Origin of the sequence: Enterococcus sp. DIV0008 (assembly GCF_050542615.1) — a bacterium.
GTDB classification, from domain to species: domain Bacteria; phylum Bacillota; class Bacilli; order Lactobacillales; family Enterococcaceae; genus Enterococcus_D; species Enterococcus_D innesii.
In genome coordinates, this window is sequence record NZ_CP172937.1 from 1616656 (window position 1) to 1643229 (window position 26574).

At 42.3% G+C, this 26574-nt stretch carries 26 protein-coding genes and 1 other RNA gene; 21 read left to right on the forward strand and 6 right to left on the reverse strand.

Annotation, left to right across the window (positions count from 1 at the left end):
- Positions 1-40 precede the first annotated feature (40 nt).
- On the reverse strand, positions 41-253 hold the full coding sequence (locus IGI84_RS07730) for a hypothetical protein (RefSeq protein ID WP_005236082.1): 213 nt from the start codon (positions 251-253) through the stop codon (positions 41-43).
- A 129-nt stretch (positions 254-382) separates the two neighbouring features.
- On the reverse strand, positions 383-1003 hold the full coding sequence (gene lexA, locus IGI84_RS07735) for a transcriptional repressor LexA (RefSeq protein WP_005226165.1): 621 nt from the start codon (positions 1001-1003) through the stop codon (positions 383-385).
- 136 nt (positions 1004-1139) lie between these two features.
- On the opposite strand from lexA, the gene IGI84_RS07740 reads away from it, so the two are divergent.
- The 8 genes from IGI84_RS07740 (at position 1140) to nth (ending at position 8331) form a co-directional block, all read left to right on the forward strand.
- The gene (locus IGI84_RS07740; protein WP_081118692.1) at positions 1140-1379 is read left to right on the forward strand and encodes a DUF896 family protein; all 240 of its coding nucleotides are present in this window, start codon (positions 1140-1142) and stop codon (positions 1377-1379) included.
- Between the two features lie 100 nt (positions 1380-1479).
- A complete protein-coding gene (gene tkt / locus IGI84_RS07745; RefSeq protein WP_081118691.1) occupies positions 1480-3477 on the forward strand; it encodes a transketolase in 1998 nt (665 codons plus the stop codon).
- A gap of 370 nt (positions 3478-3847) precedes the next feature.
- Positions 3848-4717 carry a glucosaminidase domain-containing protein gene (locus IGI84_RS07750; RefSeq protein WP_081118690.1) on the forward strand — a complete coding sequence of 290 codons (870 nt, stop codon included), beginning with the start codon at positions 3848-3850 and terminating at the stop codon, positions 4715-4717.
- Between the two features lie 200 nt (positions 4718-4917).
- Positions 4918-5847, forward strand: coding sequence for a cysteine synthase A (cysK, locus tag IGI84_RS07755; protein ID WP_081118689.1), 930 nt, complete (start codon positions 4918-4920; stop codon positions 5845-5847).
- A gap of 166 nt (positions 5848-6013) precedes the next feature.
- Positions 6014-6454 carry a Fur family transcriptional regulator gene (locus tag IGI84_RS07760; RefSeq protein WP_077453419.1) on the forward strand — a complete coding sequence of 147 codons (441 nt, stop codon included), beginning with the start codon at positions 6014-6016 and terminating at the stop codon, positions 6452-6454.
- Positions 6451-6837 carry a RidA family protein gene (locus IGI84_RS07765; protein WP_077453418.1) on the forward strand — a complete coding sequence of 129 codons (387 nt, stop codon included), beginning with the start codon at positions 6451-6453 and terminating at the stop codon, positions 6835-6837. The genes IGI84_RS07760 and IGI84_RS07765 overlap by 4 nt, the downstream gene beginning before the upstream one ends.
- 111 nt (positions 6838-6948) lie before the next feature.
- Entirely contained in the window at positions 6949-7650 is a 702-nt protein-coding gene (locus IGI84_RS07770) for a DnaD domain protein (RefSeq protein ID WP_077453417.1), read from the forward strand.
- 24 nt (positions 7651-7674) lie between these two features.
- Positions 7675-8331 (forward strand): endonuclease III, encoded by a 657-nt coding sequence (gene nth / locus IGI84_RS07775; RefSeq protein WP_077453416.1) that lies wholly within the window; start codon positions 7675-7677, stop codon positions 8329-8331.
- A gap of 410 nt (positions 8332-8741) precedes the next feature.
- On the opposite strand, the gene IGI84_RS07780 is transcribed toward nth, so the two are convergent.
- Positions 8742-11063 (reverse strand): PBP1A family penicillin-binding protein, encoded by a 2322-nt coding sequence (locus tag IGI84_RS07780; protein ID WP_321205994.1) that lies wholly within the window; start codon positions 11061-11063, stop codon positions 8742-8744.
- Positions 11053-11691, reverse strand: coding sequence for a Holliday junction resolvase RecU (recU, locus tag IGI84_RS07785; protein ID WP_077453414.1), 639 nt, complete (start codon positions 11689-11691; stop codon positions 11053-11055). The genes IGI84_RS07780 and recU overlap by 11 nt, the downstream gene beginning before the upstream one ends.
- Positions 11692-11761: 70 nt before the next feature.
- On the opposite strand from recU, the gene IGI84_RS07790 reads away from it, so the two are divergent.
- The 8 genes from IGI84_RS07790 (at position 11762) to IGI84_RS07825 (ending at position 17416) form a co-directional block, all read left to right on the forward strand.
- Entirely contained in the window at positions 11762-12307 is a 546-nt protein-coding gene (locus tag IGI84_RS07790; protein ID WP_077453483.1) for a DUF1273 domain-containing protein, read from the forward strand.
- A 71-nt stretch (positions 12308-12378) separates the two neighbouring features.
- Positions 12379-12789 carry a cell division regulator GpsB gene (gene gpsB / locus IGI84_RS07795; RefSeq protein WP_005226142.1) on the forward strand — a complete coding sequence of 137 codons (411 nt, stop codon included), beginning with the start codon at positions 12379-12381 and terminating at the stop codon, positions 12787-12789.
- A 19-nt stretch (positions 12790-12808) separates the two neighbouring features.
- An RNA gene (rnpB, locus tag IGI84_RS07800) (RNase P RNA component class B) lies at positions 12809-13174 on the forward strand.
- Positions 13175-13240: 66 nt separating this feature from the next.
- Complete coding sequence (locus IGI84_RS07805; RefSeq protein ID WP_081118687.1) at positions 13241-14404, forward strand: THUMP domain-containing class I SAM-dependent RNA methyltransferase; 1164 nt, start codon at positions 13241-13243, stop codon at positions 14402-14404.
- On the forward strand, positions 14401-15915 hold the full coding sequence (locus tag IGI84_RS07810; RefSeq protein WP_081118686.1) for a carboxypeptidase M32: 1515 nt from the start codon (positions 14401-14403) through the stop codon (positions 15913-15915). Before IGI84_RS07805 ends, IGI84_RS07810 begins: the two co-directional genes overlap by 4 nt.
- Positions 15916-16062: 147 nt before the next feature.
- Positions 16063-16722, forward strand: a complete 660-nt coding sequence (locus IGI84_RS07815; RefSeq protein WP_081118685.1) for an HD domain-containing protein — start codon at positions 16063-16065, stop codon at positions 16720-16722.
- An 83-nt stretch (positions 16723-16805) separates the two neighbouring features.
- A complete protein-coding gene (locus IGI84_RS07820; RefSeq protein WP_430600945.1) occupies positions 16806-17186 on the forward strand; it encodes a hypothetical protein in 381 nt (126 codons plus the stop codon).
- Complete coding sequence (locus tag IGI84_RS07825; protein ID WP_081118683.1) at positions 17183-17416, forward strand: hypothetical protein; 234 nt, start codon at positions 17183-17185, stop codon at positions 17414-17416. Before IGI84_RS07820 ends, IGI84_RS07825 begins: the two co-directional genes overlap by 4 nt.
- Before the next feature lie 157 nt (positions 17417-17573).
- Here the strand turns inward: IGI84_RS07825 and IGI84_RS07830 are convergent, their stop codons facing one another.
- The gene (locus IGI84_RS07830) at positions 17574-17900 is read right to left on the reverse strand and encodes a hypothetical protein (protein WP_081118682.1); all 327 of its coding nucleotides are present in this window, start codon (positions 17898-17900) and stop codon (positions 17574-17576) included.
- Between the two features lie 93 nt (positions 17901-17993).
- Between IGI84_RS07830 and IGI84_RS07835 the strand changes: the two genes are divergently transcribed.
- Positions 17994-19157, forward strand: coding sequence for a VanZ family protein (locus IGI84_RS07835; RefSeq protein ID WP_081118681.1), 1164 nt, complete (start codon positions 17994-17996; stop codon positions 19155-19157).
- Between the two features lie 58 nt (positions 19158-19215).
- On the forward strand, positions 19216-20562 hold the full coding sequence (locus IGI84_RS07840) for a DEAD/DEAH box helicase (protein ID WP_005226134.1): 1347 nt from the start codon (positions 19216-19218) through the stop codon (positions 20560-20562).
- 37 nt (positions 20563-20599) lie between these two features.
- On the opposite strand, the gene IGI84_RS07845 is transcribed toward IGI84_RS07840, so the two are convergent.
- Positions 20600-21037 carry a GNAT family N-acetyltransferase gene (locus tag IGI84_RS07845; protein WP_200124414.1) on the reverse strand — a complete coding sequence of 146 codons (438 nt, stop codon included), beginning with the start codon at positions 21035-21037 and terminating at the stop codon, positions 20600-20602.
- A gap of 70 nt (positions 21038-21107) precedes the next feature.
- Here IGI84_RS07845 and IGI84_RS07850 point away from each other — a divergent pair, with 70 nt between their 5' ends.
- The 3 genes from IGI84_RS07850 (at position 21108) to IGI84_RS07860 (ending at position 26574) form a co-directional block, all read left to right on the forward strand.
- Positions 21108-22160, forward strand: coding sequence for a DUF7278 family profilin-like fold-containing protein (locus IGI84_RS07850; RefSeq protein WP_200124416.1), 1053 nt, complete (start codon positions 21108-21110; stop codon positions 22158-22160).
- 351 nt (positions 22161-22511) lie between these two features.
- Positions 22512-25154, forward strand: coding sequence for an alanine--tRNA ligase (alaS, locus tag IGI84_RS07855; protein ID WP_200124418.1), 2643 nt, complete (start codon positions 22512-22514; stop codon positions 25152-25154).
- A gap of 277 nt (positions 25155-25431) precedes the next feature.
- Entirely contained in the window at positions 25432-26574 is a 1143-nt protein-coding gene (locus IGI84_RS07860) for a cation diffusion facilitator family transporter (protein ID WP_200124420.1), read from the forward strand.

The following is a 26574-nucleotide window of genomic DNA, read 5'->3' on the forward strand; positions in this document are numbered from 1 at the left end:
GTCCTTTTTTTTCTGCTTTGAGGCTTATGTAGAGAAAGGATCATGGTTCATACCGATAAAAATCATGATCATGATAATAATGACGATTACGTTTGCGCTCTGCTTGCCGGAATTTCTTTTCATCCCATAGCATGAACCAAAGCATCATTAGAGGACAAAAAATCAGAACAGCACTTAGAACGCCAAAATAGCCAATAACGATACCCATCAATAATACCCACAACATAAAACCAAATCGACGAACTGCTTTCATCTCATTCACTCCTTAAATAATACGAACTTATGTTTGTATACCTATTATACGAATGTTTGTTCGGTTTGTAAAGAGGAAAGAAAAAAAATCTTCGCAGGTACGAAGATTTCCTAGGTAGGACGATTAGAATCAAAGCAGATGGCGATACAAACCAACAACTAATCCTAAAATCGTTACGTCAGGCAAAATGATGGGCTCTAAATAATCATTTTCTGGCTGTAATCGAATGTAATTCTTTTCTTTATAGAATCGTTTGCAAGTAGCTTCATCTTCATCTGTCATAGCGATCACGATATCACCATTTTGCGCACTTTGTTGTTTGCGAACGATCACTTGATCGCCGTCAAGGATGCCAGCATTAATCATACTTTCTCCTCGGATCGTCAACATAAACAAACTGCCGGTACTATTTGCTAAATCTGGCGGAATCGGAAAGAAATCGGATGCATCTTCCACTGCTAAAATCGGTTCTCCCGCAGTTACGACACCAAGCATCGGAATGGATGCTGGTTGAACATCGATTTTTTCAAGACCGGAAGCAGTTAATTCAATGGCTCTGGGTTTTGTAGGATCTCGTAAGATCAACCCTTTTTTTTCAAGTCGGGACAAATGGCCATGAACAGTTGAGGTAGAAGATAACTGAACGGCTTCGCCAATTTCGCGAACAGTCGGCGGATAGCCTTTTTCAGTGACACGGGTATGAATGAACTTAAGAATTTCGATTTGTCGATTTTCTGTTCGTTTTGCCAAAACTGACACCTTCTTTCATTTGATAACATTAGTGTACCATAGGTATATCGAATATTCAAACAAATGTTCGCTTTTTGCGCTATTGTTTTTATTCGCTAGTTTGTAGTAAAATCAAGAGGGAAAAGGAGGAACGAATATGCTATCTCAAGAAAAATTAGCTCGAATCAATGAACTTGCCAACAAGAAAAAAACAGAAGGATTGACCGAGGCAGAAACGAACGAACAAAAAGTTCTACGTGAAGAGTATTTAACCGCCTTTCGTGGAGGAATGCGTCACCATATTGAAGGAATGAAAATCGTTGATCCTGAAGGTTCTGATGTGACACCAGAAAAATTGAAAGAGATTCAGAAGAAAAAAGGTCTCCACGGCAGATAATTGTGAATTCCTTTTCATTGCTATTGAAATAAGCATCTGAATCACGTATAATAAGAGATGTAATAAAGGTAAAAAAAACCTAAATTAGGAGGAACTACCATTGTTTGATAAAATCGATCAATTAGGAGTGAACACCCTTCGTACATTAAGTATCGAAGCCGTACAAAAAGCCAATTCAGGACATCCAGGATTACCGATGGGGGCAGCACCCATGGCCTATGCCTTGTGGACGAAACACTTGAAAGTCAATCCAACGACTTCTCGCAACTGGGTGGATCGTGACCGCTTTGTTTTGTCTGCTGGACATGGTTCGGCGCTATTGTACAGCTTGTTGCACGTGTCTGGTTACGATGTGACCATTGAGGATCTAAAAAACTTCCGTCAATGGGATAGCCGCACGCCAGGGCATCCAGAAGTCGATCACACAGACGGCGTGGAAGCAACCACTGGACCTTTAGGACAAGGGATCGCTATGGCAGTCGGTATGGCGATGGCCGAAGCCCACTTGGCGGCAACCTACAATCGCGACAAGTATCAAGTCATTGATCACTATACCTACGCCTTATGTGGCGATGGGGACTTGATGGAAGGCGTTTCGCAAGAAGCTGCATCCATGGCGGGTCACATGAAATTAGATAAACTGATCGTCTTGTACGATTCAAATGACATCTCCCTGGATGGTCCGACCTCAAAAGCCTTTACAGAAAATGTCGGTGCGCGTTTTGAAGCGTATGGCTGGCAACATATTCTCGTTGAAGACGGCAATGATTTAGAAGCGATCTCAAAAGCAATCGACGAAGCAAAAGCTGAAAGCGACAAACCAACCTTGATCGAAATCAAGACTGTGATCGGATACGGTGCGCCAAATCAAGGCACCTCTGCCGTCCATGGTGCGCCGATCGGTGCCGAAGGCATTTCTGCAGCAAAAGCGATTTATGGCTGGGAATACCCAGAATTTACTGTACCTGACGAAGTTGCTGCGCGCTTCAAAGAAACCATGATCGATGAAGGGCAAAAAGCTGAAGCAGCTTGGAACGAAACTTTCCATGCCTATGAAGCAGCCTATCCAGAACTTGCGGCGCAATTCAAACAAGCCTTTGCAGGTGAATTGCCAGCAGATTGGGATGCAGCATTACCAAGCTACGAAGTTGGCAGCTCACAAGCTAGCCGGGTATCCAGCAAAGAGATGATCCAAGCGTTGTCCAAAGCCGTACCTAGCTTATGGGGCGGATCGGCTGACCTTTCTGGTTCCAACAACACGATGGTGGCAGCAGAAAAAGACTTTGAGCCTGGCCAATACGAAGGCCGCAACATTTGGTTTGGTGTCCGAGAATTTGCGATGGCGGCAGCGATGAACGGGATCCAATTGCATGGCGGTACGCGAATCTATGGTGGAACCTTCTTCGTCTTCGTTGATTACTTGCGTCCAGCGGTGCGCTTGTCTGCGATCCAGCATGCGCCTGTGATCTATGTCTTGACGCATGACTCCGTGGCGGTTGGAGAAGATGGACCGACCCACGAGCCGATCGAGCAATTAGCTAGCGTCCGTTGCATGCCAAATGTCCAAGTGATTCGTCCAGCAGACGGCAATGAAACCCGTGCTGCTTGGAAACTGGCCATGACGACAACCGATAAGCCAACGGTCTTAGTCTTAAGTCGACAAAACCTACCAGTGATCGAAGGCACGCAAACCGGTGCGGATGAAAATGTCGCAAAAGGTGGCTATGTGATTTCAAAACAAGCCGGTGAAACACCAGCGGGTATTTTGATCGCCACAGGTTCTGAAGTGAATCTTGCGGTCCAAGCACAAGCTAAATTGGCAGAAGAAGGCATCGATGTATCGGTGGTCTCCTTACCAAGCTTTGATCTGTTTGAAGCCCAAAGCTCAGAATACAAAGAAAGTGTCTTGCCAAAAGCAGTGAAGAAACGGGTAGCGATCGAAGCGGCTTCCCCATTTGGTTGGGAACGTTACACTGGCTGCCATGGAAAAGTGATCGCGATCGATCATTTCGGTGCATCCGCACCTGGTGACAAGGTATTAGCAGAATTCGGCTTCAGTGTTGAAAATGTGGTGAATACCTTCAAATCAATCAACTAATTGGTCGATACAAAGAAAAAGCTGCACGTTCGAGAATCTTTTCGATTTTCGAACGTGTTTTTTTTCGAGTTATTATCACTCTGAAAGTGCCAGAGTGATGGATGTAGATTAGCAGTGGCTAAGATTTTGAAAAAAAGGTTTCATAGCAAGATACAAAGTTTTTGAATACGAAGAGGAAAGCAACAGGATGAAAGCAAATAGTTTTTTAAAAAACTCGGCGATGGATCGGAAAATGAGGAGGGGGACTGAAAAGTTTTTTTAAAGTTTTTTTAGCGATCGAAAAGGAGACATTGTTTGCATAGCTGAAAGTTTTTCCGTATAATAGTTTTATTGATTTATTTAAAAAAACGTACACTTAGTGGAGGGTAAAATGAAAAGCTATCAAACTAGAAGCGAAAGACATCATCAACCAAAGAAGTCGAGTAAAAAACCTAGCAAGAAGGCGGTCGTTTCACTAATGAGCGCCGGAATGATGTTAGCTCCAACGGCGATCTCTTTCGTTCCTCAACAAGTACAAGCTGCTGAGAACCAATATGCGACGCAAGACATCTCAGGTTTCATCGAGCAAATTGGCTGGTCAGCACAAGATGTTGCTGCCAACAATGATCTGTATGCTTCTGTGATGATCGCTCAAGCAATTTTAGAAAGCGGCTATGGTTCTTCCGCATTATCCAATGCACCTTATTACAATTTGTTTGGGGTCAAAGGCAGCTACAACGGTCAAAGTGTGTATATGCCTACCCAAGAGTATTTGAATGGTCAGTGGGTAGAAATGAATGAACCGTTTCGTCAATATAACTCTTATTGGGAATCGTTTCAGGATCATGCGAACGTCTTGCGAAGTACAAGTTTTGCGACAGGGACTGCCCATTACAGTGGTGTCTGGAAAAGCCAAACCACCTCATTTTATGATGCGACAAATTATTTGACGGGGCGCTATGCTACCGATCCAGGTTACGCACAAAAACTGAACTGGTTGATCGAAACCTATCAGCTTACACGGTTCGATACAGGAACGACACAAAGTACAGCATGGTCAAACACAACGAGCACAACGACCAGCGAAACAACGACGACCACGTATTCAGGTAGTACATCTTCAGCTCAGAGCTATCAAGTTGCTTCTGGGGATACGCTTTGGGATATCGCCAATCGATTTGGCACAACCGTTGATGCGTTGATGGCATCGAATGGATTATCCAGTGAGACAATCGTCATCGGACAAGAGTTGATCGTATAAGTATATTAAAAACCTTAGGATGGGTTGCTACAACTGCAGCTAATCTTAAGGTTTTTTTGTCGTGACAATCAAACTCTAGTCAGTGGAAAAAGACCAAAGTAGAAAACTATAAGAAAAAAAATTTGAAATTGCTTACTTTTTATTCGCAACTCCGAGGTATTTTAGGTAGAATGGAAGAATAAGAACGGGAGGGATTTTCAATGACAAAAATCTATCAATCGGTCAATGAATTAGTTGGTCATACGCCAATCGTCAAATTAAATCATATCGTAGAAGAAGGTTCTGCTGATGTGTATGTGAAATTAGAGTTTTTCAATCCTGGGGGTAGCGTAAAGGACAGAATTGCTTTAGCCATGATTGAAAAAGCTGAAAAAAGTGGCTTATTGAAAGCTGGCGATACGATTATCGAGCCAACCTCAGGAAATACAGGGATTGGTTTAGCCATGATCGGTACGGCAAAAGGCTATCGCGTTGTGTTGGTTATGCCAGAAACGATGAGTATCGAAAGACGCAAAATCGTACAAGCTTATGGCGCAGAGTTGATTTTGACCCCTGGATCTGAAGGGATCACAGGATCCATCAATAAAGCAAAAGAATTAGCAGAGCAAGACGGCTACTATATGCCATTACAATTTGAAAATCCGGCTAACCCAGAAATTCATGAAAAAACGACAGGTAAAGAAATTGAGGATGCGTTTGAATCAAAAGGTTTAGATGCTTTTGTCGCTGGGATCGGCACTGGTGGAACGATCACTGGAGCGGGTAAAGAACTGAAGCGCGTCTATCCCAATTTGAAAATAGTTGGTGTTGAGCCTGCCGAATCTGCGATTTTAGAAGGTGGCAAGCCAGGACCGCATAAGATTCAAGGGATCGGTACTGGATTTGTCCCTAAAGTATTAGACACCGAAATCTATGACCAAGTCATTGCAATTGCTAGTGAAGATGCGATGAAAACTGCACGCGAAGTTGGAATGAAAGAAGGAATCTTAGTAGGTATCTCTTCAGGAGCTGCGATCCAAGCTGCTTTACAAGTGGCAAAAGAACTAGGTTCCGGGAAAAAAGTCTTAGCAATCGTGCCCGACAATGGCGAACGCTATCTGTCCACAGCGCTCTATCAGTTTGAAGACTAACAAGAAGGAGAAAGCAGACATTGGATTGTCTGCTTTTCTTTCTCAAAAGGGGCATAAAGACGGGCTGAAAAAAGCGCTATACCTTAGAAAAAAACAAGGAAAGCTGTTTGAATTTTTGGGTTTTACATAGTATGATAGGAAAGATAAGAGAAATGGAGGAACTCCTGTGAGTACGATCTACGATGAAGCGATCAAACGATTAAAACATGAGAATATTCGTATTACACCGCAGCGAGTAGCGATATTAGAATTTTTGGCCAGTCACGATGCTCATCCAACTGCTGAAGAGATTTATCGGGCGATTGAAGTTCATTTTCCTGGTATTAGTGTCGCAACGGTCTACAATAATTTACGTTTATTCACAGAAATTGGCTTTGTAAAAGAAATGAATTATGGAGATGCCTCCAGTCGATTTGATTTTACAACTGAGCCTCATTATCATGCTATCTGCCAACAGTGTGGAAAGATCGCTGATTTTTACTATCCAGGGCTTGAAGATGTCGAAATGGCTGCTTCAAAACTAACTGGGTATCAAATAAATAACCATCGATTAGAAGTTTATGGTCTATGTCCAGAGTGCCAAGCGAAAGAGGAGGAAACAAAATGAAAATAATCGCTACTGATCAAGCGCCACAAGCAATCGGTCCTTACGTTCAAGCAAAAATCGCAAACGGCTTCTTGTTTGCTTCTGGTCAAGTGCCGTTAGATCCTGTTTCAGGGGAAGTTGTCGGCACGACGATTGAGGTTCAAACACAGCAAGTACTAAAAAATATTGAAGCGATTCTTGAAGCGGCAGAACTGACACCAAATGATATTGTAAAGACTACCTGTTTCTTAAAAAATATGAATGACTTCGTTCCTTTTAACAATACGTATAGTACGTTATTCAATGAAGAGTTACCGGCACGTTCTGCTGTAGAAGTTGCTCGCTTGCCAAAAGATGTTTTGGTTGAAGTTGAAATCATCGCGGCAGTGAAAGAAAAAGCGTAACCAACAAGGAATCGTGGGACGTCCGCATTTGCGTCGTCCCCTTTTTATTGGATTGATCCTGAACGAAAGGATCATAGGGTTTCAGGTGAATCAAGGAGAAGAGGATGCAGTATGGTTTCGTTAAAGGAATATTTAGCAAAAGGGCAAACAACAATTTCAAATTTGCTTTTAGAGAATTACCATCATCTGGGATTGACGAATGATGAATTTTTGTTATGGCTGCAGTTGTATCGGAGTCATGAGCAAGGAAATGATTTTCCCGATTTACGTGAGATTGCCTCTGTGATGGGCAGTGATCAAAAAGAAATTTATCATTGGTTAAATCAATTGCTAAAAAAAGATGTAGTGCGGATGGAGTCAAAAAAAGATACTGCTGGGAAAATGGTTGATTATTATGATTTTACAGGTATTTATGAGCGTCTAGAATTTCTCTTAAAACAGCAATCAAAAAATGAAAAAGCAGAATCAAATGAAGAAAAAATTCGTGGGTTATATCGTTTGTTTGAAGGAGAGTTCGGTCGGCCGTTGTCAGCGATCGAATACCAGCGGATCGGGCAGTGGTTGGATGAGGACCACTACGATCCGGAACTGATTCAGTTTGCTTTGCGAGAAGCGGTTTTGAATCAGGCTTATAGCTTGAATTACATCGATCGTATCTTACTTTCGTGGGAACGTAAGAATATTACGTCGAAAGCGCAAGTTGAGGAAGAACAAAAAAGAAGAAAAAAACAATTTCTTCAAAATGAGAATGCTTCACAGGAAGAAGGACCAATGCCCAAAATCCCTATGCATAATTGGTTAGAAGGAGAGTAACAGACAAGGAGTTCAAATAGTCCTATGATCAGTAAAGAAAAAACAATGTCCGCTATCGAAACAATGTATGAGATGTTTCCCGAAGCGCATGGCGAATTGGTATCTAAAAATGCGTTTGAATTATTGATAGCAGTCATCTTAAGTGCGCAAGCAACAGATGTCTCGGTAAATAAAGTCACCCCTGCGCTTTTTGAGGCCTATCCCACACCGCAAGCATTGAGCGAAGCACCTTTAGAAGACGTGATTGCAAAAATCAAGTCGATCGGTTTATATCGAAACAAGGCAAAAAATATCAAGGCTTGTGCTTCAGAATTGCTATTGCGTTTTGGTGGGGAAGTGCCAAAAACGAGAGAGGATTTGGTTTCGTTACCAGGTGTCGGTAGAAAAACTGCAAACGTGGTTTTAGGTGATGCCTATGGCATACCGGCAATTGCTGTTGATACTCACGTCGAACGGGTATCAAAAAGATTACGTATCTGTAAATTAGACGCCAATGTATTAGAAGTTGAACAAACGCTGATGAAAAAGATTCCCGAACCATTGTGGGTCAAAACCCACCATACAATGATTTTTTTCGGCCGCTATCATTGCACTGCAAGGGCACCAAAGTGTGAGATTTGCCCGTTGCTGGCGATGTGTCAAGAAGGGAAGCTCCGGATGAAGGGGAAAAAAACTATCTAAAAAGTACGCAAAATAAACTAGTTATGATTAAAAACGTTAGGCAATTTTGCTTAGCGTTTTTACTTGCTAAAAAAGAACAAATGAACAGAGTGCAGCGGAGTCTTAGTCTTTGCTAGAAGAAAAGCAAACCGAGTGATTCAAGAGGCAAAGATCAGACCAGAACAGATGATTCTTAAGACCAAAATGCGAATCGAGGGGATTCATGATCATTCCAAAGAGAGTTTATTAAGTCAACAAGGCGAAAGAAAATGTGATTGGTTTGTTTGATGAAATGCACAAGCAGGTCTATCAGTTATCTGATAAGAGATTATTTTTTAAGAGCTTGAAAAGTAAGCTTCTTTTTTCATGGTAGTGATTCAAAAAAAAAACAGTAGATCAAACGTTGATCTACTGTTTTTCGCTATTCACAGTTATTCGGAATTGCCATCGTTTGGCTCTGGCGGATCCGGCGGTGAGGAAGGATTTTCTTCACTGCTGGAAGGTGTTGTTGAGCCAGGGTCCTGACTAGAAGCAGGAGGTGTAACGACCGATGATGAATCATCCTCATCCGGTGTCGATACTGGTGGTGTCACTTCACTTGAGGACTCGGTTGAACTAGATTCGGTTGACTCACTGCTTTCTGTAGAAGATGTCGAAGGTTCAACATAGGAACTACTGCTAGAAGAACTTGGTGCCGAATAGGTCGGCTGGGTATAAGTTCCTTCAAGATAAAGTTCATTTCCGATCCGTGTCAGACCATCTGGCATTGTCCAGTCTTTGTTTTCTACAGAAGCAGAAACATATTGCATCAATTCTCGATAAACATCAGAAGCCACATGGGTACTACTATCAGTGATAGGTGTCATTTTGTCGTTGTATCCGGTCCAAACCGCCAATGAGTAGGAGGGAGTATAGCCGGCAAAAGTAATATCAGGGTAGGCACCATTCGATGTATCAAGTTGTGCTAGCTGGTCATCGGTGTAATTGGAAGTTCCCGTTTTCCCTGCTTGGTACAAACCATCGATTTGCGCGTTGGTTCCAGTACCGACGGAGATAACATCTTTCAAGATATCTGTCACCATATAAGCAGTGGTATCATCCATTGCTTCTTGACCATCAACTTTAAAGGATTCTTCATCTTCTGTGCCATCTTGCATGACGATTTTATTGACATACTGAGGTTCATAATAGGTGCCACCATTTGAAAACGCAGCATAAGCAGCGGCCATTTTCAGGCTGGAGATTCCATATTTTGTGCCATCTAATTTATCCGTATTGCTGGAAATCGCATTAGATTGAGTGATCGTGTGGTATTCGATACCTAGACCGCTAAGAAAGTCTGCGATATTATCCGCACCAACTTCATCAAACAATTTCACTGCTGGTACATTTCTAGATTCTGCTAAAGCAGTTCGCAGCGTGATGTTGCCCATATATTGGCGATCCCAGTTGTACACAGGGATATCGGTTCCTTTGTAAGTATAAGGTTCATCTAAAATCATTCTACCGGTAGAGTCTTGTAAAAATTGGAAGGCAGGGCCGTAGTCTGTGATCGGTTTAACGGTCGATCCAAAGTCCCGAGCGACGTTGACAGCCAGATTGTTTGCGAGAACGTCATCAACGTTGCGGGCACCGATTTGAGCCGTGACTTTGCCCGTATTGACATCAACTAAGGTAGCGGCAACTTGCATCTTGTCGTCTGGATAATTAACATAGTCATCGCTGTTGACGATATCATATAACCGTTTTTGTGCATCGATATCGACATTGGTGTAAATATCTAAACCATCTGTATAAACATCTTTGCCGGTTTTTTCTTTAACTTCTGCGATCACTTCGTTGAAGTAATTATCAAAGTATTTCCACTCTTGATTTTCTCGTGGGTTTTTCTGCAAGCCTTCTTGAATATCCTCGGCAACGGCGGCATCATATTCTGCTTGCGTGATTTTCTCGTTTTCAAGCATTGCGCCTAAAACCACATCTCGACGACTTTTCGCATTATCAGGATGAGCGAAAGGGTCAAAAGCAGAAGGGGCATTTGGTAAACCAGCTATTAAGGCAGTTTGGGCAAGATCTAGTTCAGCCAAAGGTTTGCCGTAAAACTTCATGGCGGCTGTTTGCATTCCATAAACCCCGTTGGACATATACACCTTATTAATATAGTAAGTCAAAATTTCCTGCTTTGATTTCATTTGTTCAAGCCGAACCGCCATCCAAGCTTCTTGTGCTTTCCTTCGTAATGTTTGATCTTCGGCGCTGGTAGAAAAGAAGGACAGCTTGATCAATTGCTGGGTCAAGGTACTTCCGCCTTGCATACCGCCGGTTGTGGCATTGGATAATGCAGAACCAACGATCCGGATCGGATCAACCCCGATATGCTGATAGAACCGACGATCTTCGACAGAGACGATCGCGTCTTCTAGCAGTTGGGGGATCTCACTTGCCGTGATTTTTTCTCTCGTTTCACTTCCGAATTCAGTGATCAATTCACCGTTGGAGGCATAAAAACGTGAAGAAACAGTCGAATCCAAACGTGTTTCATCAAGTGCTGGCGCATCTTTGGCATACCACCAAAACAGCCCCATTCCTGATAAAATCCCGATACAGCCTAAGAAAAATAGGCCCATAAACACTTTTAAAATAATACTCCCAATACTTCGTTTGCCTTTGGCTTTAGGGGGCTTTGATGCTTTTTTAGCAGTACCTTTCTTAGAATCATGCCGAGAGGTCCTCGATTGTGATTCATTTGCCATACTCATCATTCTCCTTCATCGTTAAAAATTGATCAACTGCTTTTAAATAAGGAATACGCGGCGCAATGGTAGGGATGATTTCGATCCCATTGGTTTCGATATAGGTCAACGTCATTGATTTTTTTCCGGTTTCCTTTTGCAGGTGCCACTGAGAAACTAAGCACTTGCTATCTAAGAAAAAGCAGCGTTGTAGACTAGAAAACCATAAAAGAACAAAACATAATCCTGCTTGTTCCAAACAGTCTTCCATATGCTTGATTTGGTGTGGATGAAAATTTTTAAAGGGAAATGACGTTTTGTTTTGAGTCTCTTTCGCTTCAAAGTCGATATATTGCCCTTGATAAACACCGTTGTAATCGGTGGTAGAGGCCTCTCGAAAGTAGGCTTCCTTAATTACTGCGGCGCTTCTTCTCGGATAATCTACCTTGACGATTTGAACTGGTGTCGGTTTCTTATGAATGACCGCAAGTTTACGATTTAAATAATAAAGGTTGCTTTCATTGATCGCTTCTTCAAAACGCATCCCACGATTGGCATACGTTTTTGGCTTTATTAGTTTTTCTTGCATTTTTTGTTTTTTGCCGTCATCATAGGTAGTAGATTGTCCATTCGGGTAACGAATAACCATGTTGTTCACACTCCTAGGCAACATTATACCAAAAAGTCGTTTGGAAAGAAAAGAGATGACCAGAGAAACAATGAAAACCTTATACTTTACTGGCTATCGTAATTATGAATTAGGTGTCTTTCAAGCAAAAGATCCCAAGATTGCAGTTATTAAGAAAGTAATAATGTCGGCCTTGACAAATTATTTGGAAGAAGGCTTGGAGTGGGTCTTGATCAGCGGAAATCTTGGGGCAGAGCTATGGTGCGCAGAAGTCACAGAACAATTGAAACAAACATACCCCGAACTGAAACTAGGAATCATTTTTCCCTTTGAAGGATTTGGTGAAAATTGGAACGAAACAAATCAGCAGGCACTGCAAACAGCGAAGTCATTTGCCGATTATGTCAATGCCACCAGCCATAAGCCTTACCAAGATCCTAGTCAATTAAGAAATCACACCGCGTTTTTGCTTGAACATACCGAAGGTGCGCTCGTGTTATATGATGATGAATTTCCAGGAAAACCTAATTATTTCTTAAGAGATGCCAAAGCCTATAGTGAGCAAAATCCCTACTTTATTCATCAAATAACAATGGATGATTTACAAAACGCAACATTTGATAGTAATTTACTTTGATTTTCGTGTATTTTTTGTTAGAATGGTCTAGAAAGTGAAAACCATTTGGAATAAACAATGAGGTGTAAATAATGGCAAATTTAATTTATAGTCCAAAAGATATTCTGCAACAAGAATTCAAAACAAAAATGCGTGGATACGATCCAGTGGAAGTGGACGAGTTTTTAGATAATATCATTAAAGACTACGAAAGCTACAATAAAGAGATCTTAGCCCTGCAAGAAGAAAATGATCGTCTGACAGCGAAAATCGATCAATTGTCGAAAAACCAAGCAATCGCTTCTCGTGTTCAACAAGAAGCACCGAAAAGCCAAACAGTCACAAACTTTGATATTTTAAAACGTTTGTCGAATCTTGAAAAAGAAGTTTTTGGCAAAAAGCTTGATCGTGAATCAGAACCTGTCACTCGTTCTTCTTCATACAACAGCAATTATACAAATGCTGATTTTGAAGATGATAACGAAAAAACCCGTCAATTCTAATTTAGCAAAGATAGTTGTGGTTTTCGGGTAATTGCGGCATAACTCGATTATGCTGAGGAAAGTCCATGCTCGCACAAGCTGAGACGCTTGTAGTGTTCGTGCCTAGCGAAACCATAAGCTAGGGTACTTGAGAAAGTAACGGCAGGAAAAATGGCTAAGGTGCAAGCTATGCCAAAGTATCCTTGAAAGTGCCACAGTGACGAAGCAAGCCGGGAAACCGTCTTGGTGGAACGCGGTAAACCCCTCGAGCGAGCAACCCAAACAATGGTAGGGGCACTTTTTGCACGGAAATGAACGGAGCAAGAAGGCAAGTAATTGCAGATAGATAATTACCCAGTGTTTTCTTCTCCCTGAGGAAAATACGGACAAAACATGGCTTATAGAAAATCACAACCTATCAGGGAATCCTTCCAGCAACGGAAGGTTTTTTTATATCAAGAAGGAGAGCGTTATGACTGAAAAAACATTTAATTGTATTGCCACCGCTGCGAGCGGTTTAGAAGCACTTGTGGGCAAAGAATTACGGGATTTAGGGATCGAGTGTGAGGTTGAAAACGGCCGAGCGCGCTTTAAAGGGACAATGGAGACCATTGCTACCGCGAATTTGTGGCTCCGTACAGCAGATCGGATCAAAATCGTCGTCGGAGAATTTGACGTATTGACTTTCGATCAGTTGTTTGAAGAAGTTAAAGCGTTACCGTGGGAAGACTTTTTACCTTTAGATGCTGAATTCCCAGTAGCCGGAAAGTCAATCAAATCAAAACTGTTTAGTGTGCCTGATTGTCAAGCGATTACCAAAAAAGCAATCGTCAATCGCTTAAGAGAAGTATACCATCGTCCGGCAAGTGTGCCTCTGACTGAAACGGGCGCTTTTTTCCAATTAGAAGTCGCTTTATTGAAAGACCATGCGATGATCACATTGGATACGACTGGCCCTAGTTTGTTTAAACGCGGCTATCGTTTAGAAAAAGGGGGCGCACCTCTGAAAGAAAACATGGCTGCGGCTTTAGTGATGCTGACAAATTGGTACAAAGACAAGCCTTTTGTCGATCCTGTTTGCGGATCAGGGACCTTATGTATTGAAGCAGCTTTGATCGGCCATAATATCGCCCCTGGATTTAATCGGGAATTCGTATGTGAAACGTGGGATTGGTTCCCAGCAGAAGTCTTTGAAAAAGTAAGAAAAGAAGCAGATGAAGCGGCAGACTATGATGTCGAATTGGATATTACTGGCTCAGATATCAATGGTCGAATGATTGAGAGCGCCCGCCGAAATGCAGAAGAAATCGGTCTAGGAGACTCGATCACCTTCAAACAACAAGCCGTTAAGGACTTTAAAACAGAAAAAGAATATGGTGTCGTTGTGGCTAACCCTCCTTATGGTGAACGCTTAGGGGAAGAAGAATCTGTTCAACGATTGTATCAAGAAATGGGCCAAGTGTTTCGGCCCCTTAAAACCTGGAGCAAGTACTTTTTAACTAGTGATTTGACCTTCGAGACGCATTATGGTGAGAAAGCAACGAAAAAACGCAAATTATACAACGGTGCGATTCGTACCGATCTCTTCCAATACTGGGGACAACGTCCGCCACGCAAAAAGGAGTCTGCTGAATGAAAGAACAAGAATTTCTGAAAGAATTAAAAGAAATCGATCTATTACAACAAGCAATGGGGATCCTAGGCTGGGATAACCAAACGGGGATGCCAGAAAAAGCCAGTGATTACCGGGCGGAAGTTGACAGCTATTTATATGGTCTCTATTTTGACAAAAAAGTTGGGGAACCAATCCAAGAAGCGATCAGCTATTTTGGAAAGCACCCAGAAGAATTATCTGAAGTAGGGAAAGCGGCGTATCAATTAGTCAAAGAAGAGTATGAATTGCAAAAAGATGTGCCCAATGAGTTAGCGATGGCCGCTTCAGCAGCTACGTCAAAAGCACATACTGCTTGGTTGAAAGCCCGCAAAGAAAAAGATTTTTCTTTATTTAAAGACGCACTTTCTGAAAACATTCGCTTGACGAAAGAATTGATTCCTTATTGGAAAAAAAATGAGCGAACGAATTACGATGTGCTGTTAAATCAATACGAGCCGAATATGACGGTTGAGATCTTGGATAATGTTTTCTCGCAAGTGAGAGACGGCATCATGGATATTCGTCGTCAATTGGCTGAAAAAGGAACAGCGCCAGATACTTCGATCCTCTCACGTAAGATGACCGAAGCGCAACAACGCAAATTTATCTCAAAAGTGATTGCCGACTTAGGCTATGACTTTTCTCGTGGTCGTTTGGATAATACGGTCCACCCATTTGCCACTGGGATCAACCACAACGATGTGCGCTTGACCACCCGTTGGAGTGAAAACGACTTTTCAATGGGACTGTTCGGTGTGATTCATGAAGCCGGTCATGGAATGTATGAGCAAAACATTGACGAAAAATACGAAGGAACACCGGTCCATGAAGGGGCGTCAATGGGGATCCACGAATCCCAATCGCTGTTTAATGAGATCATTATCGGCAGCAACCGCAATTTTTGGGCAAAGCAATACCCGTTTTTCCAAGAATGTGCGGAAGGCACGTTTGATGATGTGTCTTTTGACACTTTCTATGACTCTTTAAAACACTCAAAAGCTAGCTTGATCCGTATTGAAGCTGACAGTTTGACCTACGTGATCCATATCATTATTCGTTACGAGATCGAAAAAATGATCTTTAACGAAACCGTATCGATCGATGAACTACCGAAAATCTGGAATGACAAATACGAGGAATATTTAGGGATTCGACCAGAAAATGACCTTGAAGGGATCCTACAAGACGTTCATTGGTCAGGTTCAAGCTTCGGGTATTTCCCATCCTATGCTCTAGGGTATATGTATGCAGCACAATTACTTCATGCGATGGAAAAAGAAATCAATGTCGATGAAGTCTTGGCTTCAGATGATTATTCACCGATTCGTAAATGGTTGACTGAAAATATTCATCAATATGGCGCATCAAAGAAACCAAATGAATTGATTTTAGATGCAACGGATGAATTATTGAATCCTCAATACCTATTAGACTATTTACGTAAGATCTATTTTAGTGTCTATAAAATCAGCGAGACGCAAGATTTCGCTTAAAAGTAACAAGTGGAAAGAAGCTTCGCAAGGCGTTGCCTCCTCAACTGTTTAGTGGGAGCTCGTTTTGTTGAACTTCTTTTCGTTTTCGCGCTATCATCAATTGAAAAAAGGCAGGTTAGCTGCTTTCGTATCGAAAGAAGGAGAAAGATGAACAAGGAAAACAATGCGGCAGATCTTAGCAAAGTAATTGCTTATGCCAAGAGTATACTGGGGAACGATCACACAGGACATGGGTATGATCATGTCAAACGAGTGGCGGGATTAAGTCAAGCCATCATCGATGCCGACAAATTAACGGTTGATACCTTTGTCGTTCAGGCAGCAGCCTACTTACACGATACAGTGGATGATAAAGTTGTAGCGGATGTCACAGCGGCGTATACCGAGGTGCGAGCTTGTTTGACCGCAGCGAGAGCCAGTGAAGCACAAACGAAAGAAATTTTTTCTATTATTGAGAATCTATCTTTTTCAAAAGAACTTTTACAAGGGGCACAGGTAGCTTCAGTAGAAGGACGTGTGGTCCGTGATGCAGATCGTCTCGATGCTTTAGGTGCGATCGGTATTTTACGAACGAGCTATTTTGGTGGCAGTCATCAACACCCGATCCATGACAGTAACTTAGCACCAAAGACGTTTCAAGATCATCAGGATTACCGTAAAGGAACCACGGTGATCAATCATTTTTATGAAAAACTATTTTTGCTTCCCGAAAAGATGACCACGGCGTATGGCAAAAAAGAAGCCCAGCGACGTGTGGCTTTTATGAAAGATTTCTTGCAAGAATTTTATACAGAATGGGATGTATAGCTTTGTTTAGAGTTTTTTAAACGAAAATTCGATTATTTCCTTTTTCTTCCGTTGTTCTTTATAATAGTAAGTACAAAGGAGGGATGGAAATGTACTACCAACAGGCATTACAACCGAATGAACTATTGCCAGCAATTTCCAATTCAGGGGAATGTTTTTTTGTCATTCAGGCTGAGCTACCCATCCGGCAATATCAAATCGCAGTCTATCTTTACGACGATCAATTCTTTTTGTTACAAGATGATCGCTTATTTGATCAAATCGACCAAATCTCTAGTGAGACATTAGGGAACGAGGAAGAGATTTTACCATTTATCGAAGAAGCGTTGGAAGAAAACCATTATTTATTAGTGGAAAAAGCGTTTATTCGTTTAGATTTATCTACTTTGCAAAAGATGACCGATCTTACTAGTTTCGATATCTTGTTTTATGAATTTTTTGATTCATGGGGGGAAGAAGAATGAAACGGACTGAATACGTAACGCTACAAGACCAAACATTGATTGACCTATTCCAGCAGTTAGGAGAGGATGTTTCGAATCTGGAGCTGATCGATGAAGAAAAAAATATCGATGTTGTGGTTGTATCAAATAGTGACTGGCAGTATTTGTTGGAACAAGTCAATGATGATGTAAAAGAATCTTTTGCTGATACGTCAGAGACAGACCCGGATGAAGGACTAGCCGACGAATAAACGCTTTTTGTGGTTGATAAACTGTTTTACTACGGGAGTGGCGGTTGGATCTTTAGAAGGGGTTTAACAATCTAGGCAGCTTACCAAAAAAATACGAAGCAATTTCATTCCTCAAGCAAGGGGAGCAGATTGCTTCGTATCACAAGGTAGGCTGCTTTTATTTTGACTGCAGGCGCACTTTTTTGACTTTTAGATAGCCGCGAACCAAGTTAACTATAAGTAAAAGAATCCCCACAATCAATGGAATCGCTAATAAGTAAGGTGAGTAAAGATGGGTATCTTGTACGTGCTGAAAAGATGTTTTAGCCACTTCATTGATGGCTTGTTGAATGACTTGTAAACTAAATCCAGTCAGAAAACCAGCAATGATGAATAGAACAAATCCTAAGTAGGGTATATCGGAAGACCGGCGAAAAAGAGCAAAAGCTACATATAAAACCAAAAGGAATGCCGGTACGCCAAAGGCAAAATAGGGATTTAACATGGTTTTTTAACCTCCTTTTCTTTTATGATACTCCAAAATTTACGTTTTGGGAAATAGCGTGTAAGATAAAAAGAAAACGTGAAGGAGTTCTTTATGTCCGCTTATATTACCCCAATAAAAGTTGCCCTGCTGGTTTTTCCTTTCCTAGCATTGGCGATATCAATGATTTTTTTTGTTATCCAATACCGAAAATACGGTCGTTTTATCTTGTCACGCGCACTGGTTCTGTATTCGTTTGTCTTCTATTTATTGTGCGCCTATTTCTTAGTTATCCTGCCATTGCCCTCGATCGAAGAGGTAGCGCAGATGACTGGCCCTAAGATGGAATTGCAGTTAGGGGCATCGTGGCAACATTTTGTCCAACAGACCGTCTTAAACATTCACGATCCACAAACCTATCTTCCCGCTATGAAACAAGGGGTCTTTTTAGAACCTCTCTTTAATTTATTGTTGACCTTGCCATTCGGGGTTTACTTACGTTATTACTTCAAGTGTTCTTTTTTTAAAACACTGGCGATGACCTTTTGTCTGACGTTGTTTTTTGAATTAACGCAGTTGACGGGACTGTATTTTATCTATCCTCGTCCGTATCGTTTATTCGATGTCAATGATCTCTTTGTCAATACAGTCGGAGGGCTTGTGGGCTGGACGATCGCCCCACTTTTTACGTTCTTATTGCCATCAAGAGAAGAAATGGACGCCGACTCTTACGCCAAGGGTACTCGGGTAACCGTGACACGAAGGGTGGTTGCTTGGTTGATCGACTGGGGAATACTGAATGTGATCAGTTTCCTTGTGGTGATCGCTGTTCGTTTGCTCACTCAACAGACGGTACGAGACTTTAGTGGGGACTATTGGTACTTTGCTCTTGAAGTGTTGCTGTACTTTGTGTTGTTGGCTTATCTTGCTAAAGGACAAACGATTGGAAAAAAACTCGTACGGATCAAAATCATGCAAGAAGGTCGTGAGCGTGTTAGCTTGGGGGCTTTATTGAAACGCTATGGCTTGTTTTATCTGATTTATGCCAGCATCAGTCGGGTCAATATCTTTTTCGCACCGTTTCTTGAGTCGGATAATATGCTGCTTTTAGTCGTTAGTTTGTTGATGGTAGTTATTTTTGGGTTGATCCAGTTTGGCTTTTACTTGAATCTCTTGTGGGCAGCAATAAAAAAAGAAAGCCGCTTTTTCTATGAACGCCGCAGTGCAACGTATACTATCAGTACGATCGATCCTCAATCGATTACAAAAGAAAGTTAGGAAAACAAGGCAACATATGCTATAATCCAAAGGATGCTAAAAGAAAGAAGGTGTTTGAATGTCTTTTGAGTCATTTAAATTTCAACCATTTATTTATGAAGCACTTGCTGATAAAAAGTTCTCTAAACCAACAGAAGTGCAAGAAAAACTGATACCTGTTATCCAAAAAGGCCGCAGTGTTGTAGGGCAATCACAGACCGGAAGTGGTAAGACCCACACATTTTTACTGCCATTGATGGATAAAATCGATGCCGAAAAAGATGAAGTGCAAGTAGTGATCACTGCACCGAGTCGTGAATTAGCCACGCAAATCTATCACGCCGCAAAACAAATCGGCGGATTTCATGATCCTGAAATTCGAGTGTCAAATTTCGTCGGAGGAACGGATAAGCAACGTCAATTAAGCCGTCTGCAAAACCAACAGCCCCATGTCGTGATTGGGACACCTGGTCGTATCTTGGATATGATCAACGAACAAGCGTTAGGGGTTCACACTGCCAATGTATTTGTCGTGGATGAAGCAGACATGACCTTGGATATGGGCTTTTTAGAAGAAGTCGATCAAATTGCGGGGCGTTTGCCTGAGAAACTACAAATGCTGGTTTTCTCCGCAACGATTCCAGAGAAATTGCGCCCATTCTTGAAAAAATACATGGCCAATCCATTGATCGAAGAAATCAAATCGAAAGCAGTCATCTCTGATACGATCGAGAATTGGTTGATTTCTACCAAAGGGAAAAATACCAATAAATTGATCTACCAATTATTGACTACAGGCCATCCCTATCTTGCCATCGTTTTTGCCAACACGAAGAGCCGTGTGGATGAAATTACGGATTACTTAAAGGAGCAAGGTTTAAAAGTGGCGAAGATCCACGGCGACATCAGCCCTCGTGAAAGAAAACGGATCATGCGCCAAGTGCAAAATTTGGACTACCAATATGTGGTCGCAACAGATTTAGCGGCGCGAGGGATTGATATTGAAGGGGTGTCTCATGTCATCAATGCTGAGATTCCAGCTGATTTGGATTTCTTTATCCATCGTGTTGGTCGGACAGGTCGAAACCAAATGGATGGGACCGCGATTACGTTATATGATCCAAGTGATGAAGGGGCAATCCAAGCCATCGAAGATCTAGGGGTTGTTTTCCAACCGAAGGAAATCAAAAATGGCGAGATCGTTGCGACTTACGATCGGAATCGTCGACAAAAGCGGGAAAAATCTCGTGATGAATTAGACCCAACCTTGATTGGCCTAGTCAAGAAGAAGAAGAAAAAAATCAAGCCTGGCTACAAGAAAAAAATTCAATGGGCTGTTGATAAGAAGAACAAAGAAAAACGGAAGATCGAACGCCGTCAAACGACTCGGACGGCCCGCAAAAACAAGAAAAATTCGAATAGTTAATGGTTACCAAAACAGCAGTCATGTAAGGGGTGTTCTCTTACTTGACTGCTGTTTTTAATTGTTTGGTCATTTCTACACACAATACACCATCTTCAGTATAGGGCTCGGACGTTTTTTGATACCCACAGGATTCATAAAACGCACAAGCGTCGATCTCTGCGGATAACACTGATTGGAGGGCACCCTCTTGGATACCACGCATTTCGAGATAATGCAATAATTTGGTGCCGTATCCTTGGTGCCGATAGGCCTTGGCTACGCAAAAGCGATCAGGTTGCAGAGTGTTCGGTGAAGAGAATTGATAGCGAATGGTCGCGATCGGGATGCGTCCATCTAGCCAAAGAAAGTATGGGCAGGTTTGGTCTTTTTCATCAAATTCCCATTCTATAGGGATGTGCTGTTCTTCCACAAAAACGGCTTGCCGCAGGGCAAAAACCGCTTGTAGCATCCACGGACTGCGTCCAAAATAAAGCATCAGTCGTTTTCCTCCTTTTTCGTGGTATACTCGTTATATAGTAATTGTAGCAGATGAGAGGAGAAATGACGTGGATTTTTTTGAGGCGTTACAATGGTCAAATTGGAAGACACTGTCCTTTGAAATCAAAGAACAGCTGATCCAGCAAATTTTAATGTATTTTGTCAGTCCTTTAAAGGAGATCACCGATGTCCATTTTAGTCAATTGACGTATGCAGGGTTGAAATGTGCTACCTTTGAATTAACGATCGATGGCGAAGACTTTGTCTTTATACCAGGGAACTCTGAGGCGATCTTAGGTTGGGATCTCGGTGTGCAAGGGTTACCGGCTACTTGCTGGAGTAAAAATTGGCAGTCAGCACCCAACGAGATCATTCACCAGCTGGAAACCATCTATGAATTAGAAACCAGCCAAGATTGGGGGATTTTTGTCAATGAGTCTACGAGCCCTTTGCGCAAAGCTGTGATTGATCCCATGCTAGTCCAAAAAAGTGCGCTGCCTGCTGGCGCAAGGTATATCGGGCAGCTGAATACGATCACTGGGGAGTTTCACGGGTTAGTCGATCAATTCAGTGTTTTCGAAAAAGAGCTAAAGGCACAATTCACAGCACCAGCGTCCTTTGAGGAAAGCTTGCGTTGGGAATTACCCGCTTTTTATCACGAAGAGAATCGCTATTTTGCTGCACTCGAGCCGTTAACGGAAACCTATCAGTTATTTACCCACGAATCCGTCAGTCAAACAGAATTGAAACAGCAGTTAGATAAACAAGGCTTTCAGTTGCTATCAGAGGATCAATGGGAATACGTTTGCGGTGCTGCGACTCGGCGACTTTTTCGCTGGGGCAATGAAAAGCCCTGCGATGATGGCGTCTCTTTGTCAACCGCTGAATTGCTTGAACCGAATTTATTTGGCTGCACCTATGGGCTTGCGGATGCGTGGGAGCTGACAGATGGCTTGTCTTTAAAAATGGAGAATTGGCAAATTTGTGGTCATCCCTTATTCGATGCATTGCCGTATGCCAGTTATTACCGTTCACGGAAAATGTTGCAGCCCGATCAAAAGCTTTCTCCCCAGAACTATCGTTACCGCAAAGGGATCCTAATCAATAAAGACCGGATTTGAGGATTGACTTTTTCAAAACATTTCCTTATACTTTGAATGACGAAGGATATGGTCGGTTTGATGATTCATTACAGAAAGTTTTTCATTGCTGAGAGAAAAACATGAATTCGGACGGATTGCTCCCTTTGGTGCTCAACTGTAGCAGAAATGTTGCCGTCCACTCCGCGTTAACGAGTCTAAGAGGTAATGAGTCACATCATTGCAAGCAAGGTGGTACCGCGTATCGACGTCCTTGCTCTGCAATGGTGTTTTTTTATCGTCAAAATGTCTCGACAGGCATAAGAGCGCCTTACCAGCAATTTTGTCAGCCCCTGTATCTTAAGCGAACACAGAAGAAAGTAGGAGAATAACGTGAAACAATTATCCAGTGCAGAAGTACGCCAAATGTTTTTGGACTTCTTTCAATCAAAAAGTCATTCAATTGAACCAAGTGCGTCCCTTGTCCCAGTCAACGATCCAACCCTATTATGGATCAATTCAGGGGTGGCAACGCTAAAAAAATATTTTGATGGCAGTGTTGTTCCTGAAAACCCAAGAATTACCAATGCGCAAAAATCGATTCGGACCAACGACATCGAAAACGTTGGGAAAACAGCAAGACATCATACGATGTTTGAAATGTTAGGCAACTTTTCGATCGGCGATTACTTTAAGAATGAAGCGATTCATTGGGCCTGGGAGTTTTTGACCTCCCCAGAATGGATGGCTTTTGATCCAGAGAAATTATATGTCACGGTTTATCCAAAAGACACGGAAGCAAAACGGATCTGGGCAGAAGAAGTCGGCTTAACACCAGAGCATATCGTTGAGATTGAAGACAACTTTTGGGACATCGGTGCAGGCCCCTGTGGACCGGATTCAGAGATTTTCTATGACCGTGGTCCTGAGTTTAATGACGTAGCGGAAGATGATCCCGAAAACTATCCTGGTGGCGAAAATGAACGCTATTTGGAAATCTGGAATCTGGTCTTTTCAGAATTCAATCATCAACCAGATGGCTCCTATGAACCACTACCACATAAAAACATTGATACAGGGATGGGGCTGGAACGAATGGTTTCCATCGTTCAAAATGCACCAACCAATTTTGAAACAGACTTGTTTCTGCCGATCATCAATGCAGTGGCAGATTTAAGCGGTCGTGTGAACTACGGCGACAGCAAAACGACAGATATCTCCTTTAAAGTGATTGCAGACCATATCCGCGCGCTTTCTTTTGCGATCGGTGATGGGGCACTGCCTTCAAATGAAGGCCGTGGCTATGTTTTACGTCGTTTATTACGTCGTGCAGTCATGCATGGGAAAAAATTAGGGATCGATGCTGCCTTCTTATACAAATTAGTACCGATCGTTGGCGAGATCATGGAAAGCTACTATCCTGAAGTATTAGAGCAGCAAGAATTTATTGAAAAAGTGATCCGCAACGAGGAAGAACGTTTCCATGAAACCATCAATGAAGGGTTAGATATTTTAAATCAAGTGATCACCCAAGTAAAAGCAGACGGTCAAGATACGTTAGCTGGTCAAGATATTTTCAAATTGTATGATACTTACGGCTTCCCAGTTGAATTGACAGAAGAAGTGGCGGAAGACGAAGGGTTGAAAGTGGACCACCAAGGGTTTGAACAAGAAATGGATGCACAACGTGCCCGTGCTCGTGCGGCTCGACAAACGGAGCTTTCAATGGGCGTACAATCCGCTTTATTGACAGATATCAAAGTAGACAGCCGTTTCGTTGGCTATGATTCACTTGAAGCAAACAGCGAATTATTAGTGATCATCCAAGACGAAGCGTTACATGATTCTGTTTCGACAGGTGAAGCAAAACTGATTTTTGCCGAAACACCATTTTACGCAGAAATGGGTGGACAAGTTGCGGATACAGGCACGATCGTAGCAGAAGATGGTACGATTGTAGCGGAAGTGACGGATGTCAAAAAAGCACCGAACGGTCAGTTCTTGCATACTGCTACAATCAAAGCGCCACTAAAAGAAGGCGTGAACTATTTCTTACAAGTGGATCAGCATCGTCGCAATAAGATCATCAAAAATCATACGGCGACTCACTTATTGCATAAAGCGTTAAAAGAAGTATTAGGTAGCCATGCGAACCAAGCAGGTTCATTAGTTGCTCCAGGACATTTGCGCTTTGACTTTAGTCATTTCGGGCAAGTGACCAGCGAAGAGCTGAGCCAAATGGAACAAATCGTTAACCAAAAAATTTGGGAAGCCCTCCCTGTTGTGACGATCGAAACGGATATCGATACCGCAAAAGGCATGGGAGCGATGGCACTCTTTGGTGAAAAATATGGGCATGACGTTCGCGTCGTCAATGTTGCCGATTGGTCGATCGAATTATGTGGGGGAACCCATGTAGCAAATACGGAGGATATCGGTATTTTCAAAATCGTTTCTGAATCAGGGATCGGTGCTGGTGTTCGTCGGATCGAAGCAGTGACTAGTCAAGAGGCCTATACGCTATTGCATGAAGAAGAGACGCAATTGAAAGCAATCGCAGGGATCGTTAAATCCGCTCAATTAAAAGAAGTCGTTGCCAAAACAGAACAACTGCAAGCGCAGCTGCGTGAACTACAAAAAGAAAACGAAGCTCTTGCCAGCAAGTTAGCAAACCAGCAAGCAGGGGATGTTTTCAAAGATGTCAAAGAAGTAAATGGTCTGCGTCTGATCACAGCAAAAGTGACTGTAAAGGACATGAACCAATTACGTCAACTAGCTGACCAATGGAAACAAAAAGACCATTCTGATATTTTAGTGTTAGCTACCGCGAATGATGGCAAAGTGAATCTTTTAGCTGCCATGAACAAAGCAGCCAATGAAAAAGGATTGAAAGCGGGCGATTTGATCAAAGAGATTGCACCTAAAGTTGGTGGCGGCGGTGGCGGTCGTCCTGATATGGCGCAAGCCGGCGGGAAGAATCCTGAAGGAATCGCAGCAGCACTTGAGTCAGCAGCAACGTGGTTAGCTGCCAAGTAATCACACTCACTGGTTGAATCTGTGCAGCAAGTTTCTTTCGTTTGAGAAGATAGATGAAAGAGGAGCGCAGGTCTTTAACACATTCCTTTTTTGAACGAAGATGACGGAGGGGGAGACCCTTCCGTTATCTTTTTCCTTTTTTCCTACGTGTTATCTGAAAATGCGTTTGATAATTGAAGGGAATTCGCTTTTTTTTCGAAAAAACGATACGAATAGTTGTTTAATTGAATTCCTTCGGGGTAAAATAAGAAAGATGGTTTTTTGAGAGGGTGATGATTTGCTAAACTTTTTTTTAGATCGTAGCAAAAAAAATGGTGTCTACGAACGTACAGCCATCGGGAAGTTAGCGGGTAGCCTCGGGTTGCTTTCCAACCTCCTATTATTCGCAGGGAAATTTATCATTGGCTTATCTGCACAATCTGTTTCGATTATGGCCGATGCCATCAACAGTCTTTCAGATACCGCCTCGTCTATTTTAACATTGATCGGTTTTCGGATCTCGGCGAAACCAGCCGACAGTGAACATCCATATGGTCATGAGCGTTTTGAAGCCATCAGTGGGTTTGTGGTATCTTTGATCATCACATTTGTTGGTGGCCAATTTCTCATCAGTTCTGTGCAACGCGTCATGGAACCGACGAGTATCCGTCTTTCCCCACTATTGTTTATCGTTTTGGTTTTATCGATTTTGATCAAAGTCTGGCAGGGAGCAATGTACCGCAGATTGGCTAAGTTGATCGGCTCTCAAACACTAAGTGCCAGTGGTCAAGACAGTCTCAACGATGTGTATACAACAGGGGCGGTTTTGTTTTCAGCGACGATCGAGTGGCTGACTGGCCTACGTATCGATGGCTTTGTCGGCTGTCTGATTGCCTTGTATATTTTGATTAGCGGAATCAAAATGATTCGTTCCTTTATCAACGAATTATTAGGGGCACGCCCAACCCAAGAAGAAGTAGCAGCCATGGAGCAACGCTTGGATCACTATCCGACGATTCTCGGTTACCATGATTTACTGGTTCATAATTATGGACCGAAAAATCGCTTTGCCAGTGTGCATATCGAAGTGGATGAAACGTGGTCTTTACGAGAAGCGCATGAGGTGATTGATGCGATTGAACAAGATTTTCGCCAATCTTTAAAGGTCGACCTGGTCTGTCATCTTGATCCAGTACCAATTCAAGATCAGCAGTATCGGCATTTAAAAAAAGAAGTGTCAAAGATCATTCGCTTCGTTGACCCACAGTTACGGATGCATGATTTTCAGGTCAAAGGAGATCTGTTGGCTTTTGATTTAGTGATTCCCGCAAAATCGGCGTATAATGATCAAGAAATCGAAGAAATGCTGAAACAAAAAATCAAAGAAACACTAGGGGACTATGAATTGAAGCTTGCTTTCGATCACAGTTACCTATTATAG

Excerpts from the sequence above, each read along its gene's own strand:
- IGI84_RS07790 (WP_077453483.1), top strand. The coding sequence starts at position 11,762 with ATGAAAACCTTATACTTTACTGGCTATCGTAATTATGAATTAGGTGTC.
- IGI84_RS07825 (WP_081118683.1), top strand. The coding sequence starts at position 17,183 with ATGAAACGGACTGAATACGTAACGCTACAAGACCAAACATTGATTGAC.
- IGI84_RS07815 (WP_081118685.1), top strand. The coding sequence starts at position 16,063 with ATGAACAAGGAAAACAATGCGGCAGATCTTAGCAAAGTAATTGCTTAT.
- IGI84_RS07730 (WP_005236082.1), bottom strand. The coding sequence starts at position 253 with ATGAAAGCAGTTCGTCGATTTGGTTTTATGTTGTGGGTATTATTGATG.
- IGI84_RS07750 (WP_081118690.1), top strand. The coding sequence starts at position 3,848 with ATGAAAAGCTATCAAACTAGAAGCGAAAGACATCATCAACCAAAGAAG.
- gpsB (WP_005226142.1), top strand. The coding sequence starts at position 12,379 with ATGGCAAATTTAATTTATAGTCCAAAAGATATTCTGCAACAAGAATTC.
- IGI84_RS07820 (WP_430600945.1), top strand. The coding sequence starts at position 16,806 with ATGGAAATGTACTACCAACAGGCATTACAACCGAATGAACTATTGCCA.
- IGI84_RS07835 (WP_081118681.1), top strand. The coding sequence starts at position 17,994 with ATGTCCGCTTATATTACCCCAATAAAAGTTGCCCTGCTGGTTTTTCCT.
- IGI84_RS07830 (WP_081118682.1), bottom strand. The coding sequence starts at position 17,900 with ATGTTAAATCCCTATTTTGCCTTTGGCGTACCGGCATTCCTTTTGGTT.
- nth (WP_077453416.1), top strand. The coding sequence starts at position 7,675 with ATGATCAGTAAAGAAAAAACAATGTCCGCTATCGAAACAATGTATGAG.
- IGI84_RS07840 (WP_005226134.1), top strand. The coding sequence starts at position 19,216 with ATGTCTTTTGAGTCATTTAAATTTCAACCATTTATTTATGAAGCACTT.
- recU (WP_077453414.1), bottom strand. The coding sequence starts at position 11,691 with ATGGTTATTCGTTACCCGAATGGACAATCTACTACCTATGATGACGGC.
- cysK (WP_081118689.1), top strand. The coding sequence starts at position 4,918 with ATGACAAAAATCTATCAATCGGTCAATGAATTAGTTGGTCATACGCCA.
- IGI84_RS07810 (WP_081118686.1), top strand. The coding sequence starts at position 14,401 with ATGAAAGAACAAGAATTTCTGAAAGAATTAAAAGAAATCGATCTATTA.
- IGI84_RS07780 (WP_321205994.1), bottom strand. The coding sequence starts at position 11,063 with ATGGCAAATGAATCACAATCGAGGACCTCTCGGCATGATTCTAAGAAA.
- IGI84_RS07765 (WP_077453418.1), top strand. The coding sequence starts at position 6,451 with ATGAAAATAATCGCTACTGATCAAGCGCCACAAGCAATCGGTCCTTAC.
- IGI84_RS07740 (WP_081118692.1), top strand. The coding sequence starts at position 1,140 with ATGCTATCTCAAGAAAAATTAGCTCGAATCAATGAACTTGCCAACAAG.
- IGI84_RS07805 (WP_081118687.1), top strand. The coding sequence starts at position 13,241 with ATGACTGAAAAAACATTTAATTGTATTGCCACCGCTGCGAGCGGTTTA.
- IGI84_RS07770 (WP_077453417.1), top strand. The coding sequence starts at position 6,949 with ATGGTTTCGTTAAAGGAATATTTAGCAAAAGGGCAAACAACAATTTCA.
- IGI84_RS07845 (WP_200124414.1), bottom strand. The coding sequence starts at position 21,037 with ATGCTTTATTTTGGACGCAGTCCGTGGATGCTACAAGCGGTTTTTGCC.